This is a genomic window from Halobacterium sp. KA-4 (genome assembly GCF_021028995.1).
Taxonomy (GTDB): Archaea; Halobacteriota; Halobacteria; order Halobacteriales; family Halobacteriaceae; genus Halobacterium.
In genome coordinates, this window is record NZ_JAJJZG010000002.1 from 235855 (window position 1) to 249053 (window position 13199).

General features: G+C 68.5%; 16 protein-coding genes. 10 read left to right on the top strand and 6 right to left on the bottom strand.

Going from position 1 to position 13199, the window contains the following annotated elements; translation table 11 throughout:
• Positions 1-29 precede the first annotated feature (29 nt).
• Positions 30-710 carry a uracil phosphoribosyltransferase gene (upp, locus tag LPA44_RS03515; RefSeq protein WP_230888199.1) on the bottom strand — a complete coding sequence of 227 codons (681 nt, stop codon included), beginning with the start codon at positions 708-710 and terminating at the stop codon, positions 30-32.
• Between the two features lie 115 nt (positions 711-825).
• Between upp and LPA44_RS03520 the strand changes: the two genes are divergently transcribed.
• The 3 genes from LPA44_RS03520 to LPA44_RS03530 all read left to right on the top strand — a co-directional run bounded on the left by LPA44_RS03520 (position 826) and on the right by LPA44_RS03530 (position 3098).
• Positions 826-1518, top strand: a complete 693-nt coding sequence (locus tag LPA44_RS03520) for a DUF5828 family protein (protein WP_230888200.1) — start codon at positions 826-828, stop codon at positions 1516-1518.
• Positions 1519-1580: 62 nt separating this feature from the next.
• Positions 1581-2756 carry an inorganic phosphate transporter gene (locus LPA44_RS03525; protein ID WP_230888201.1) on the top strand — a complete coding sequence of 392 codons (1176 nt, stop codon included), beginning with the start codon at positions 1581-1583 and terminating at the stop codon, positions 2754-2756.
• 132 nt (positions 2757-2888) lie between these two features.
• A complete protein-coding gene (locus LPA44_RS03530) occupies positions 2889-3098 on the top strand; it encodes a TOBE domain-containing protein (protein ID WP_230888202.1) in 210 nt (69 codons plus the stop codon).
• Between the two features lie 45 nt (positions 3099-3143).
• On the opposite strand, the gene LPA44_RS03535 is transcribed toward LPA44_RS03530, so the two are convergent.
• Positions 3144-4517, bottom strand: coding sequence for a hemolysin family protein (locus tag LPA44_RS03535; RefSeq protein ID WP_230888203.1), 1374 nt, complete (start codon positions 4515-4517; stop codon positions 3144-3146).
• A 103-nt stretch (positions 4518-4620) separates the two neighbouring features.
• On the opposite strand from LPA44_RS03535, the gene LPA44_RS03540 reads away from it, so the two are divergent.
• The 3 genes from LPA44_RS03540 to LPA44_RS03550 are packed head-to-tail and all read left to right on the top strand — an operon-like array spanning position 4621 to position 6074.
• The gene (locus tag LPA44_RS03540) at positions 4621-4911 is read left to right on the top strand and encodes a glutaredoxin family protein (RefSeq protein ID WP_230888204.1); all 291 of its coding nucleotides are present in this window, start codon (positions 4621-4623) and stop codon (positions 4909-4911) included.
• Positions 4911-5429: a redoxin domain-containing protein gene (locus tag LPA44_RS03545; RefSeq protein ID WP_230888205.1), complete on the top strand. Its 519-nt coding sequence runs from the start codon at positions 4911-4913 to the stop codon at positions 5427-5429. Before LPA44_RS03540 ends, LPA44_RS03545 begins: the two co-directional genes overlap by 1 nt.
• 45 nt (positions 5430-5474) lie before the next feature.
• The gene (locus LPA44_RS03550) at positions 5475-6074 is read left to right on the top strand and encodes an L-threonylcarbamoyladenylate synthase (protein WP_230888206.1); all 600 of its coding nucleotides are present in this window, start codon (positions 5475-5477) and stop codon (positions 6072-6074) included.
• A gap of 15 nt (positions 6075-6089) precedes the next feature.
• Here LPA44_RS03550 and LPA44_RS03555 read toward each other — a convergent pair whose 3' ends face one another.
• From LPA44_RS03555 to LPA44_RS03570, 4 genes are all read right to left on the bottom strand, one after another.
• A complete protein-coding gene (locus tag LPA44_RS03555) occupies positions 6090-6764 on the bottom strand; it encodes a CRISPR-associated protein Cas4 (RefSeq protein WP_230888207.1) in 675 nt (224 codons plus the stop codon).
• Between the two features lie 37 nt (positions 6765-6801).
• Entirely contained in the window at positions 6802-7428 is a 627-nt protein-coding gene (locus tag LPA44_RS03560; RefSeq protein WP_230888208.1) for a hypothetical protein, read from the bottom strand.
• Positions 7425-8063, bottom strand: coding sequence for a hypothetical protein (locus LPA44_RS03565; RefSeq protein WP_230888209.1), 639 nt, complete (start codon positions 8061-8063; stop codon positions 7425-7427). Before LPA44_RS03565 ends, LPA44_RS03560 begins: the two co-directional genes overlap by 4 nt.
• Positions 8064-8130: 67 nt before the next feature.
• Positions 8131-8712, bottom strand: coding sequence for a conditioned medium-induced protein 4 (locus LPA44_RS03570; protein WP_230888210.1), 582 nt, complete (start codon positions 8710-8712; stop codon positions 8131-8133).
• A gap of 105 nt (positions 8713-8817) precedes the next feature.
• Between LPA44_RS03570 and LPA44_RS03575 the strand changes: the two genes are divergently transcribed.
• The 4 genes from LPA44_RS03575 to LPA44_RS03590 all read left to right on the top strand — a co-directional run bounded on the left by LPA44_RS03575 (position 8818) and on the right by LPA44_RS03590 (position 13005).
• Positions 8818-9399 carry a biotin transporter BioY gene (locus LPA44_RS03575; protein ID WP_230888211.1) on the top strand — a complete coding sequence of 194 codons (582 nt, stop codon included), beginning with the start codon at positions 8818-8820 and terminating at the stop codon, positions 9397-9399.
• Positions 9399-10097 (top strand): energy-coupling factor ABC transporter ATP-binding protein, encoded by a 699-nt coding sequence (locus LPA44_RS03580; protein ID WP_230888212.1) that lies wholly within the window; start codon positions 9399-9401, stop codon positions 10095-10097. Before LPA44_RS03575 ends, LPA44_RS03580 begins: the two co-directional genes overlap by 1 nt.
• Positions 10094-10801: an energy-coupling factor transporter transmembrane component T family protein gene (locus LPA44_RS03585; protein ID WP_230888213.1), complete on the top strand. Its 708-nt coding sequence runs from the start codon at positions 10094-10096 to the stop codon at positions 10799-10801. The genes LPA44_RS03580 and LPA44_RS03585 overlap by 4 nt, the downstream gene beginning before the upstream one ends.
• A gap of 68 nt (positions 10802-10869) precedes the next feature.
• Entirely contained in the window at positions 10870-13005 is a 2136-nt protein-coding gene (locus LPA44_RS03590) for a (Fe-S)-binding protein (RefSeq protein WP_230888214.1), read from the top strand.
• Positions 13006-13199 lie beyond the last annotated feature (194 nt).

The window sequence follows — 13199 nt, forward strand, 5'->3', positions numbered from 1 at the left end:
CAGAACGGGCGGCGTCTTATACGTGCGGGTCAGGTCGTGCGGAACGCGCGGTCGCCGGCGTCGCCGAGGCCGGGGACGATGAAGCCGTCGTCGTCGAGGTGGTCGTCGATGGCGACCGTCAGCAGGTCCGTCTCCGGGAACTGCTCGCCGACGCGGAGCAGGCCGTCCGGCGCGCTCACCGCGGACAGCACGAACAGGTCCTCGACGTCGTCGGGCGCGACCTCGGTGACGTGGTCGAGCACCGTACACATCGTCGAGCCGGTGGCGAGCATCGGGTCCGCGACGATGACGGTGTCCTGGGGCGTGATTTCGGGGAGTTTCACGTAGTCGATGGTGATGGGGAACTCGCCGGCCTCGTTCATGCCGGCTTCCTCGTCGCGGCCCGCGCTGATGACGCCCTGCTTGGCGCGCGGGAACGCCTTCAGCAGGCCCTCCACGAACGGCGTGGCGGCGCGCAAGACGTTGATGATGACGACGTCGTCGAGGCCCTTCACGCGCTCGCCGGTCGTCTCCGTGAGCGGCGTCTCGATGGCGACGAACTCCGTCTCCATCGCGCCGTCGATGATTTCGTACCCGCAGATGCGGCCGAGCTTCACGAGGCCCTTGCGGAACTCCACCTGTTCGGTTTCGACGTCGCGGAGCCGCGAGAGCGTGTCTTTCGCCAGCGCGTGCGTGAGCACGTTCGCGTCGCCGCGGTCCTCGATGGGCATACGTAACGAGCGAGTCCGAGTCCGCTTAAAACCCGCTATCGCTCGCGCGCCGGGTGTGGCGCGTGCACACGACGCGACAAGATGTTTATTGGCGGGCATCGTAGGTGTGCCAACGATGGAGGAGAGCGTCGCCGGGTTCAAGGAACGCGGCACGTGGGGAGACGTCGTCGAGCACGGGGAGCGCGTGACACAGGCGCTGCGCGAGGCCGACGCCCACGAACAGTACCCGGACGCCTTCGAGGAGTGGAACGACTGGCGGCCGAAGTCACACGAGCGCATCGAGGAGGAGGTCAGCGAGAAGACCGCCGAGCAAGCCAGCGTCGGCGAGAGCGAGGGCGAGAAGGAGGGGCGTTCGCCCGACGAGGAGCTCCAGACCGCCGGCGAGCGCCTCACCGAGTCCTACGAGGAACTCGAGGAGGGCGAACCAGACACCGCCGTCGAGAAGTGGCAGGACACGCTCGGCCACGTCAAGCGCGCGGCGGACACGGCCGGCCGACAGGCCCTCCGCAAGGTCGAGAACGTCGTCTATCAGCGCGTGATGACCCAAGTCGCGCCCTACTACTTCGATAACGACCTCGTGAGCGCGAACATCCAGCGCATCCGCAGCCAGGAGGAGTTCGTCTTCGAGGTGAACGTCAACGACGACGACGTCAAGGACGGCGTCCGCGAGCACCTCGAGTCGTTCGAGGACCTCGACCGCTGGCACGTCGACACCGAGCGCGAGACCGAGACCGCGGAGGCCGTCGAGGGCGTCGAGCCGCCCGAGCAGAACGGCGACGACACGGACACGAAGTCCACGACGAACTGAACGGGTGCGGCAGCCCGACAGGTCGGTAGTCTCTTAGGTGGGCCGCACGGAGAACGGGCGTAATGGCTGGAGCCGGACTCGCGGTACTCGTGGTCGCGGCGGTAGCGAGCCTGTTCATGGCGTGGGCTATCGGTGCCGGCTCGTCGGGGTCGACGCCGTTCGCCCCCGCAGTCGGCGCGAACGCCATCACCGTGATGCGTGCCGGCTTCATCGTCGGCATCCTCGGGTTCGCCGGCGCGGTCTTCCAGGGTGCGAACGTCTCCGAGGCGGTCGGCAGCGAACTGCTCGTCGGCGCGAACCTGTCGCCGCTGGCCGCCACGACCGCGCTCATCATCGCCGCGACGCTGGTCGCCATCGGCGTGTTCACCGGCTACCCGATAGCGACCGCGTTCACCGTGACGGGTGCGGTCGTCGGCACCGGGCTGGCGATGGGCGCGGGCCCGGCGTGGGCGAAGTATCAGCAGATTGCGACGCTGTGGGTGCTCGTGCCGTTCGTCGGCGGCGGCATCGCGTACGTGACCGCGCGCGGTCTCCGCGGCATCGACCGGGACACGCAGACGGTACCGGTGCTCGGCGCGGTCGTCGGCGTCATTCTCGCGAACGTCCAGTTCGTCTTCCTCGGGCCGTCCGGGACGAGTCAGTCGCTCGCCCGAGCAGCCGCGGTCAGCGCCGGCCGGTTCGAACTCGGCGTCCACGTGGGCGTCACGCTGCTGTGCGCGCTCGTCGTCGCGGGCGTGCTCTACCAGGACCTCAAGGGCGACCCGGAGCGCGGCCAGCGCCACTTCCTGCTGGCGCTCGGCGGGCTCGTCGCGTTCTCCGCGGGCGGCAGTCAGGTCGGGCTCGCGGTCGGGCCGCTGCTCCCGCTGGTCGGCGGCGACGTCCCGCTGACGTACGTGCTCGTCGGCGGCGGCATCGGCCTGCTCGTCGGGTCGTGGACCGGCGCGCCGCGCATGATTAAGGCCATCAGCCAGGACTACTCCTCGCTGGGGCCGCGGCGCTCGATTGCCGCGCTCATCCCGAGTTTCGCCATCGCGCAGACCGCCGTCTTCTTCGGCATCCCCGTTTCGTTCAACGAAATCATCGTCAGCGCCATCGTCGGCTCCGGCTACGCAGCCTCCACGGGCGGCGGCGTCAGCAAGCGCAAGATGCTGTTCACGGTGCTGGCGTGGGTGGCGTCGCTGGCGCTCGCGCTCGGCATCGGCTACGGCGGCTTCCTCGCGGTGGACGCGATTCTGTAGCAGGGGCACTGGCAGTTCGTCGCGTAGAGCGACCCGGAGAACAGCCGGAAAGCGCAGGGGATAGTCGACGAACGGCGGGCGGATACTGTGTCCCACCGGCAGGTCTTTTAATCCTGCTGACGTGAACGTGGTATGGCACTCAGTGCTCGTAACAGACTCTCCGGAACCGTCAAGTCCGTAAATACGAACGACGTCGTGGCCGAAGTCGTCATCGAACTTCCCGACGGACAGACAGTCGCGTCCACCATCACTCGGTCGTCTGCCGACCGACTCGACCTCGCCGAAGGCGACGACGTTCAGGCCGTCATCAAGGCTAGCGAAGTGATGGTCAACAAAGACTGAGCGAGGAACCCGCGCCAGCAGCCACGCGGAAACGAACGGGGCCGGCTACGCTTCGTGCAGGTCGTCGTCTTCGAGGGACTCGTGTTCGGTCTCCTCGGAGGCTTCCTCCTCGGGGAGCCGACGCACGCGCGCCTTCATGATTCGGGTGTTCTCGACGCGCTCGGCGGTGAGTTCGACGTCCTCGAAGCGGAACGTCTCGTCCTCCTCGACCAGCCGGCCGGCGCGATTGAAGATAAAGCCCGCGATGGTCTCGAACTCCTCGCCCTCCGGCAGGTCGATGTCGAGGGCGTCGTTGACCTCCTCGATGTTCACCTCGCCGCGCACGCGGACGGTGTCGTCGTCGACGAAGTTGAGGGGGAGTTCCTCCTCGCCCTCCAGGATTTCCCCGACGATCTCCTCGGTGATGTCCTCGGCGGTGAGCAGGCCCTCGGTGGTGCCGAACTCGTCGATGACGATGACCAACTGGACGCGCTCGTCCTGCATCTCCCGGAGCAGGTCGTCGACGTTCTTCGACTCGGGGACGTGCAGCGTCGGCTCGATGAGGTCCTCGAGTTCGATGCCCCCGCTCTCCCCGTAGAGGTACTCGCGGACGAGGTCTTCGAGGCTGACGACGCCGATGATGTTGTCGAGTGCGCCCTCGTAGACCGGGATGCGCTCGTGGCCGGCCTGCGTGCACGTCTGAATCGCCTCCTCGATGGTGGCGTCCTTCGGCACGGCGTTCATGTCCAGGCGCGGCGTCATCACTTCCTTCGCGATGGTGTTGTTGAACCGGAAGATGCGCTGGAGCATCTCCCGCTCGTCCTCCTCGATGACGCCCTCGCGCTCCCCGGTCTTGATCATGTCCTGAATCTCGGAGCGCGTGACGTAGCTCGTCTCGATGGCGGCGCGACCGCCGGTCACCTGGTTAACCCACCGCGTCAGGTGGTCGAAGAGGACGACCAGCGGGTAGAGCAAGCGCTCGGACCACTTCAGGGGGCCGGCGATGGTGAGCGCCCACGACTCCGTGTTCTCGACGGCGTAGGACTTCGGCGCGCTCTCCCCGAACAGCAGGACGAGCGCGGTGACGCCGAACGTCGCCGCGAGCACGGCCTGCCCCTGCGAGAGGTAGAAACCCAGCAGGCCCGTCGCGATGGAGGACATCGCGATGTTCACGAGGTTGTTGCCGACGAGAATCGTGATGAGCAGGCGGTGCGGGTCGCTCTTGAGTTCCGCGACGAGGTTCGCGCCGGGCCGGCCGTCCTCCTGGAGGGCTTCGATGCGGTGACGCGCCAGCGAGAACATCGCCAGCTCCGACGACGAGAAGAACGCCGACAGCCCCATCAGGATGACCATCGCGACGACGCCGACGATGGCGATGACGTCCTGCGTGAGCTCGACCCCGAACAGGAACACTGCCAGCGGGAGCGACGAAGTACCCATTCCAGCCTCCCTTTTCAGCGCGCGGTTTAAGAGTTTACTCACTACACCCGCGGAGGCCGCCGCGGGCGAAGCGTTTACCCGGGTTTCGAGCGAACGGACCCACATGAGCGCGCGAACCGCACCGCCGCGACCCGAGCACAGCGACGCCCACGTCACGCTGTACCGCCTGCAAGCGTGCCCGTTCTGCGAGCGCGTCGTCCGCAAGCTGGACGAACTGGACATCGACTACCACTCCCGGTTCGTCGAACCGATGCACTCCGACCGCGACGCCGTCAAGCGCATCGTCGGCGCGCGCACGGTGCCCGCCATCATCGACGACGAGACCGGCGTGGCGATGGCCGAGAGCGCGAACATCGTGGAGTACCTCGACGCCACCTACGGAGGTGACGACTGATGGAGCTGGACTTCGAGGTCGTCGACCTCCCCGAGACCGACCACGTCGAGGAGGGCGACGAGGCGCCCGACTTCACGCGGCCGCTCGTGAACGACGAGTACTGGGAGGACGTCGCGCTGTCGGACCTCCTGAACGACGGTCCTGTCCTCCTGGTGTTCACGCCGATGGACGGCGCGTTCCCGACGACGTACATCTGGAACGAGCTCCGCGAGCGCGGCGTCGAGGAGTACGGCGTCCAGATTGCGGGCGTCTCCATCTCGTCGCCGTACGAGCACAAGACCACCATCGAGGAGCGCGACATCCAGGACTTCGCGGGCCTGTTCAGCGACCCGCAGAACGGCGTCGCCGAGCAGTACGGCATCAGCCACGACCTCGACGGGATGGCGGGCGTCAGTGAACCCCGGCCCGCGGTGTTCCTCGTCGCCGCCGACGGCACCGTCGAGTACGCGTGGGTCGCCGAGGAGTGGCCGAACTTCCCGGACTACGACGCGGTCGAGGACGCGCTCGTCGGCCTGTAGCCCGAGACTGTAACGCTTTTTCGCGCGGCGACCGACCACTCGAGTATGACTGTCAGCGACGCGGCCCTCGACGCGGCCGCCGACACCATCCGGGACGGCGGCCTCGTCGTCTATCCGACAGAGACCGTCTACGGCCTCGGTGCGGACGCCCTCGACGCGGACGTCGTCGAAGCCGTCTTCGAGGCGAAGGGCCGAGACCGCGACAAGCCGCTCTCCGCGGCGTTCCCGGACGCGCGCAGCGCCAGCGAGCACGTCCGACTGAGCGAGACCGAGCGCGCGTTCGCCGACGAGTTCCTCCCCGGTCCGGTGACGCTCGTCTGCGAGAAGCGCGACAGCGTGCCGGACGTCCTCACGGGCGGCCGCGCAAAGGTCGGCGTCCGCGTCCCCGACCACGACGTCGCGCTCGCGCTGCTCAACCGCGTGGCGCCGATTACGGCGACGAGCGCGAACGTCTCCGGCGAGCCGAGCGTCACGAACCCCGGCGACCTCAACCCCGAATTCCGCGATCAGGTCGACGCCGTCCTCAACGCCGGCGAGACCCCGGGCGGGACCGGGAGCACGGTCGTGGACGTCGAACGCAGCGAGATTCTCCGCGAGGGCGCGAACGCCGACGCTGTCCGCGACTGGCTCGCCGAGCACGCGTAGCGCGACCGCTCGCGATCAGTCGTCTCCGAGCGACAGCAGCGAACTGAGCGTGCGGGTCTTCGTCCCGCACTCGTCGCTGTACTCGCAGGCGCCGCACTTCGCGTCGTCGTGGAGCCGCGGCGGTGGGCCGTCGAGCGTGCGGCCGGCGCGGAGCGCACGCTGGTAGGCGGCTCTCCGGCGGGTCGTCAGCGTGAGTTCGCGGACGACGCCGTGGCGAGCGTACTCGACGTCCGCGCGCTCGACCGGCTCTTGCTCTCGCCACGCGAGCGCTTTCGCGGCGGCAACCGTGCGCACTGACTGGGGCTCCCACACCCCGGCTTCGGGTGGGCTCCCGGGCGTGACTACCGACACCGCCAGTGGGCCAGTGTGAACTCTTCCCACGCGACCGTGTGCGCCCTTCCCGCGGACGAACACGGCGGTCTCCGCGGGGTCGGCGACGCGGGGGTGGCGGTCGAGGCTAGCGCGGAGGTTCGACCGGAACTCGGGGGGTTCGACAGCGAGGTCGTAGGTCGCGAGCGCAGCCTCGGAAGCGACCGCGAGCGCGTCGTACTGGCCGGCGAGCTCGCGGGCGTGGTCGTGCTCGGCCGGCGGGCTGCGATCGTCGCGACGCGCGTAGTAGAGTTGGCGCGGGCAGTACGCGGCGCGCGCGAGGTCGCTGAACGCGACAGAATTCGAGCGGTCGTCGGACACGCCACGGGGTGGTCCCGTACTCGTACTTGAACGTTCGCTACCGGGCGAGCCACCAGTCCTCGACGGTCTCGGCGACGCCGACGAGGTGGGCCTGCCCGAACACGCCGACGACGAGCGCGCCCAGCGAGTTGTACATGAAGTCCTTGACCGTGTCGTCGAGGCCATGCTGGGCCAGCGGCATCGTCAGCCCGGTCTCCTGGGAGGCGACATCGAGAGCGAACTCGAACAGTTCCCAGACGACGCCGAACGACAACACCACGACGAAGAGGTAGACGAACGCGATGCGCGACGGGATGGTGATTTCCTCGTGGTGGAGGTCGATGGCGCGCGCGACCGTGTAGCCCGCGCCGGCGACCAGCGACGCCGACAGCGCGTGCGTGACGTGGTCCCACCACGGGATGTGGACGTACAGCCCCGACGAGCCGAGCACGTGGAGGAAGACGGCGGCAGTGAGCCAGAGCGCGAGCCACGGGTCCAGCGGGAGGTCGTAGCGGCGCTCCAACAGTGCAGGAACGAACGTGATGAGCAGCGTTATCGAGCCGTTGACGACGGCCTTGGAGTTGCCACGGAGGAAGCCGTAGACGACGAGCCCGGCGAGCACGACCTGCATGGTGCGGGTGATGGCGCGCTGGGTCGCGGGCGCGGGCCGCGGGAGCAGCGTCATACCGGCACCACCCGGGAGAGCGCGCGGCGGAGCCAGCGGTCGCGCCGCCGGAAGTACGCGTCGAAGAGGACGCCCGCGGCGAACCCGGCGAGCGTCACCCAGACGAACTCCATCATCAGCGCGTAGTTGTCCGTGAGATACGAGGTGCCGAGGAACTGGTCGAAGTTCCAGCGGACGACCGCCCACGCGGCACCCGACGCCAGCGTCGTCATCACGACGAGCACGACGGCGAACCAGTGCGTGACTTCCAGCGCGGTGAACAGGTGGAGTTCGACGACGACGACGAGCGCGAGCGCGGCGAGCGCGAAGTACGTCGCGAACGTGCCGACGGTGCCGCCGAACAGCCCGCGCACGAGAATCGGGAGCAACGCGAGCACGAGCAGTTCCCACGGGAGCATGACGCGCCACTCGCGGAAGGCGACCGGCGGCACGAGGACGATAGCGCCGGCGGCGGCGACGAAGACCATCCACTGCCGGTCGAAGTCGAGGACGCTGTCGGCGAACACGAGCGCGAGCACGGCGACCAGCAGCCACGCGAGCACGGCGTTCGTCCAACTGTCACGGAACAGCCGTTCGAGCACGTCCTCGGCGAGCTCCGCGCTGGACGCCTCGTCGGAAGGGGCACCGTCGCTCATTCGTACGTGCTGTCGGGAGAAACAGGCATAAAACCGCCGGCACGCGCGGCCGCCGACTGGCGCGCGCTCAGATGTCCATGTTCGTCTCCTGGCCCTCCGTCGCGCCCTCGAGGCCGTCCTCGTGGACGGAACTCGTGAGGCGTTCGGATATCTCGCGGTCCTGGAGCGCGTTCTCGAATTCAGCGCGGTAGCGGTCGTTGAGCCGCCGGCGCTCCTCGCGAGTCTCGACGACGCGCTGGTAGTGCCGGATGGTCCCCGCGTCGACGCCGAGTTCGTCCGCGAGGGCCTCGGTATCCTCATCGGCGTCGCGCACGCGGTCGAGGGGTGCGTCGGTGTCGGCCTCGCGGAGCAGGTGGAGGTCGAGGCGGGCCTCGGTTACGGTCTGCTCGTCGACGCCGAGTTCGTCCGCGATGTCGGCGTCGCTGTCCTCGTCGTAGAAGCGCTCGACGAGCGTCGTGAGTTCGTCGACGGACAGCGACGTCTCGAAGTCGAGGTCCTCGCGCATCTCCGCGACCGTCTCGCGGAGCCGGGCTTCGACGTCGGCCTCGGAGGCGAGCGACCCGTGGGTCTCCTCCTGGGATTCGGTGACAGTGTCGCCGTCGGCGACGTCGACGAAGATGTCCCGGAGTTCCTCGGTCTTCTCGTCCATGTAATAGTGACACCCTAGCGGAGTGCGCCGCTATATGTCTGTTGGCTTACCACGCTAGCCCCGTGAACCAGAGAATTGAAACGGGTTGACGAGAGTGGTCGGTCCGTGAGCGTCGAATCCGACTCCGTCGACCTTGTCGGCGACGAAATCGTCGAACGCGTCGCCCGCGCCGCCGTCTTCGCGGCGCTCGCGGGCGCGTTCGCGTACGTATCGTTCCCGAACCCCGTCTCCCCGGCCCCGGTCACGCTGCAGGTGCTGGGCGTGTTCCTCGCAGGCATCTACCTCGGCCCCGTCTGGGGCGGCCTCTCGCTGGCGCTGTACCTCGCGGCGGGCGCGGTCGGCGCACCCGTCTTCGCGGGCGGTAGCGCGGGCCTCGGCGCACTACTGGGCCCCTACGGCGGCTACCTCTGGTCGTACCCGGTCGCGGCCGCGCTCGTCGGGCTCGTCGCGCACGGCACCAGCAGCCTTGCGAAACCGCGGGACGTCTCCGTCCCGCGACTCATCGCCGCGATGCTCGCAGGCACCGTCGTCGTCTACGCGGGCGGCACGCTCGGCTACGCCGTCGTCCAGAACGTCGGCCTCTACCGCGCGTTCCTCGTCGCCGCCGTCGCGTTCGTCCCCGCGGAGGCGTTCAAAATCGCGGCCGCGGTCGGCATCACGCGCACCGAAGACCTCGGCGCCGCCTGATGCTCGCCGTCGACGACCTCACGCACCGCTACGGCGACGCCGCCGCCCTCGACGGCGTCAACCTCGACGTCGCGGACGGCGAGTGCGTCGTGCTCGCGGGCGCGAACGGCTCCGGGAAGACGACGCTGGTCCGCCACCTCAACGGCCTGCTCGAACCCGACGAGGGGGAGGTCCGCGTGAACGGCACGCCAGTCCACGACGACCTCGTGGCGGCGCGCGCGAGCGTGGGCATGGTCTTCCAGGACCCACGCGACGGCTTCGTCGGCGCGACCGTCGGCGCCGACGTTGCGTTTGGCCCGGAGAACCTCGGCCTCCCCCGCGAGGAAATCGACGACCGCGTCGCGGAAGCGCTCGACGCGGTCGAACTCGCGGGTCGCGCCGACGAGCGCATCGACGAACTCTCCGGCGGCGAGCAGGCCCGCGTCGCCATCGCCGGCGCGCTCGCGATGCGCCCCGACCACCTCGTGCTCGACGAACCGTTCACGGGTCTGGACTGGCCCGCGCGTCAGTCCGTCCTCGACCGCCTGCGCGCGCTCCACGACGCCGGGACCAGCCTCGTCGTCGTCACCCACGACCTCCGCGACGTCTGGGAATTTGCGAACCGCGTGGTCGCGCTCTCGGACGGCGAAATTGCGGCCGACGGCCCGCCCGAGCGCGTCCGTGAACGCCTCCCCGACCTCGGGGTGCGCCTGCCGTGACGCTCGCGTACCGGCCGGGTAGCGGAGTCCTGCACGCCCTCGACCCCCGGGCGAAACTCGCTCTACAGGCAGCGTTCGCGCTGGTCGCGTTCGCGCACACCACCCCACTCGGGCTCGCGCTGTTGACGCCGCTGGCAGTCGTCGCGCCGTACCTCGCGGACGCCTCGCCGCTGGCCGCGCTCCGCGAGTTCTGGGTCGCGCTCCCGTTCCTCGTGGCCGGCCCCGTCGTCGCTGCAGTCTCGCTCGGGCCGCCGTGGATTCGCCTCGAAGCGGCCGCGGCCGCGGCGCTGGCGTCCTACCGCGTCGTGCTCGTGCTGCTCGTCGCGGCCGCGTACGTCTACAGCACCCCGACGCGGGACTCGCGGGCGGCCGTGCGGTGGCTGCTGCCGGGGCGCATCGGCGCGGTCGCGGGTGTCGCCGTCGCGCTCGTCTTCCGCTTCCTCCCCGTGCTCCAGTCGGACTTAGCGGGCCGCCGCGACGCCGTGAACGCGCGCCTCGGGAGCGAGCGCCCGCTCCGCGAACGCATCCGCCTCGTCGCCGTCGGCGGCCTCGCCCGGGCGCTCGACCGCGCGAGCCGGCTCTCGGTCGCGCTCCGCGCGCGCTGTTTCGCGTGGAACCCCACGCCACCGCCGCTCGCATATCGTGGGCGTGACTGGCTGGCGACCGGCGTCGCGCTCGCGCTGGCGGCCGCCGCGCTCATCTGAGAAGAAACTGTTCGCGCGTGGTCTTCCGGTTGCCAACCTTTATGCGGGTCGTCGCCGGGGTTTCAGCTATGTCTTCGTTCGTGCTGGCGCAAGCAGGGGCCGAGACGCGGCCGACGTTCTGGCGCATCGGCCACGTTGGCGAGGCGCTGTTCTACTACCTCGCCGCGGTCGCCGTCGCCATCTTCCTGTACGGCGTCTACGAACGCTTCGCCACGTACGCCCGCGGCGCCGACGACCCCGTCGACCGACTCACCGACCTGCCCGTACGCGTCCTCACGGCGGCGAAACTCGTCGTCTCCAACGAGAAGCAGTTCGACCGCGACCTCTACGCCGGCCTCATGCACACCTTCATTCTCTGGGGGTTCCTGACGCTGTTGATTGCGACCACCATCCTCGGCATCGACATGGACCTCTGGACGCTCGTCCTCGGCCAGCCCTCCTTCTTCGTCGGCGACTTCTACCTCGCGTACTCCTTCGTCGCGGACGCGATGGGGCTGCTGTTCGTCGTCGGCGTCGGCATGGCCATCTACCGCCGCTACTGGGTCCAATACGGCCGCCTCTGGGGGAAACATACCAGCACCGAGGACGACCTCTTCGTCTGGACGCTGTTCCTCCTGGGCGTCGGCGGCTACGTCACCGAGGGCGTCCGCATCCTCGGCACCAGCACCACCCGCAACGTCTCCTTCGAAACCGTCTCCTTCGTCGGCTGGTTCGTCAAAGACGTCCTGCAAGCAGCGGGTATCACGGCCGAAGCCGCCGCTGCCGCCTACCCCGTCGTCTGGTGGAGTCACGCGCTGCTCGCGCTCGCGTTCGTCGCCAGCGTCCCCTACGCCAAGCCGTTCCACATGCTCTCCAGCTACGCCAACCTCGTCACCCGCGACGAGGACGCCGGCCGCCGCCTCCCCCGCGTCCCCGAGGACGCCAGCCCCGAGGAAATCGGCCCCTCCGACATCGAGGACTTCACCTGGAAGCAGTTGCTCGACCACGACGCCTGCACGAAGTGCGGGCGATGCTCGTCGGCCTGCCCCGCGAAGGCTGCCGGCCGCCCGCTCGACCCCCGCGACGTCATCCTCGACTTGAAAGCCTACCGCGAAGGCCTCGAAGCGGGCGACCGCGAGGAAGTCGACATCGTCGCGGACGGCGGCACCTCCGTCGTCGACGCCCAGACGATGGAGTCCTGCATGTCCTGTATGGCGTGCATGGACGCCTGCCCGGTGGACATCGAGCACGTCACGCAATTCACGGAGATGAACCGCCGGCTCACCGAGTCCGGCCAGATGAACAAGAACGTCGAGGAGGCCGTGATGAACGTCTTCCAGAAGGGCAACACGTTCGGCGACCCCGACCGCAAACGCCCCGACTGGACCGACGAACTGGACTTCGAGGTGCCGGACGTCCGCGAGCAGTCCGTGGAGTACCTCTGGTACGTCGGCGACTACCCGAGTTACGACGAGCGCAACCAGCACGTCGCGCGCTCGCTCGCCCGGGTCTTCGAGGAAGCGGGCGTCTCCTACGGCATCCTCTACGAGGACGAGCAGAACGACGGCAACGACATCCGCCGCGTCGGCGAGGAAGGCCTCTACGAGATGGTCGCCGAACAGAACATCGAGGCCTTCCAGGCCTGCGACTACGACAAAATCGTCTGCACGGACCCCCACTCCTACAACACCTTCTCGAACGAGTACGAGCAGTTCGGCTTCGAGGACGGCGACTCCGTCTACCACTACACGCAGGTCGTCGAATCACTCGTCAATCAGGGCGCGCTCGGCCTCACGGGGACGGAACTGGACGAGACGGTGACGTACCACGACCCCTGTCACCTCGGGCGGTACAACGGCGAGTTCGAGGCGCCCCGCGAGGTCGTGCGCGCGACCGGCGTCACGCTCGACGAGATGCCCCGCAACCGCGACGACTCGTTCTGCTGTGGTGGCGGCGGTGGCGGTCTCTGGATGGACTTCGAGGAGGAGACCAAGCCCAGCGAGGAGCGCATCCGCGAGGCCTTAGAGGACACGGACGCCGGCCCGGACGTCGACCGCTTCGTCGTCGCGTGCCCGATGTGCATGACAATGTACGAGGACGGCCGGAAGACGGGCGGCTACGAGGACGACATCGAAATCACGGACGTCACTGAACTACTCGTGGAAGCCATCGAGGCGAAAAACGAAGGGAACAGTGCGGGCGCGACGAGCGCGGCCGCGGACTAGCCGTAGTTGCTGGCGCGATTTCTTTATTCAGATTTGTGCCCGAAACTGAGCGAGTGATTCGGCGAGCCGGTTTGCGTATTGACCGCTGATATTTCCATCAGTCTCAGACGACGTCCGGACCGACGTGTAAGATATGGCAAGCATGTTCAGCTTCGGGTTTGAGGCCGATGTGGCACCGATTGAAACGGTCGAAG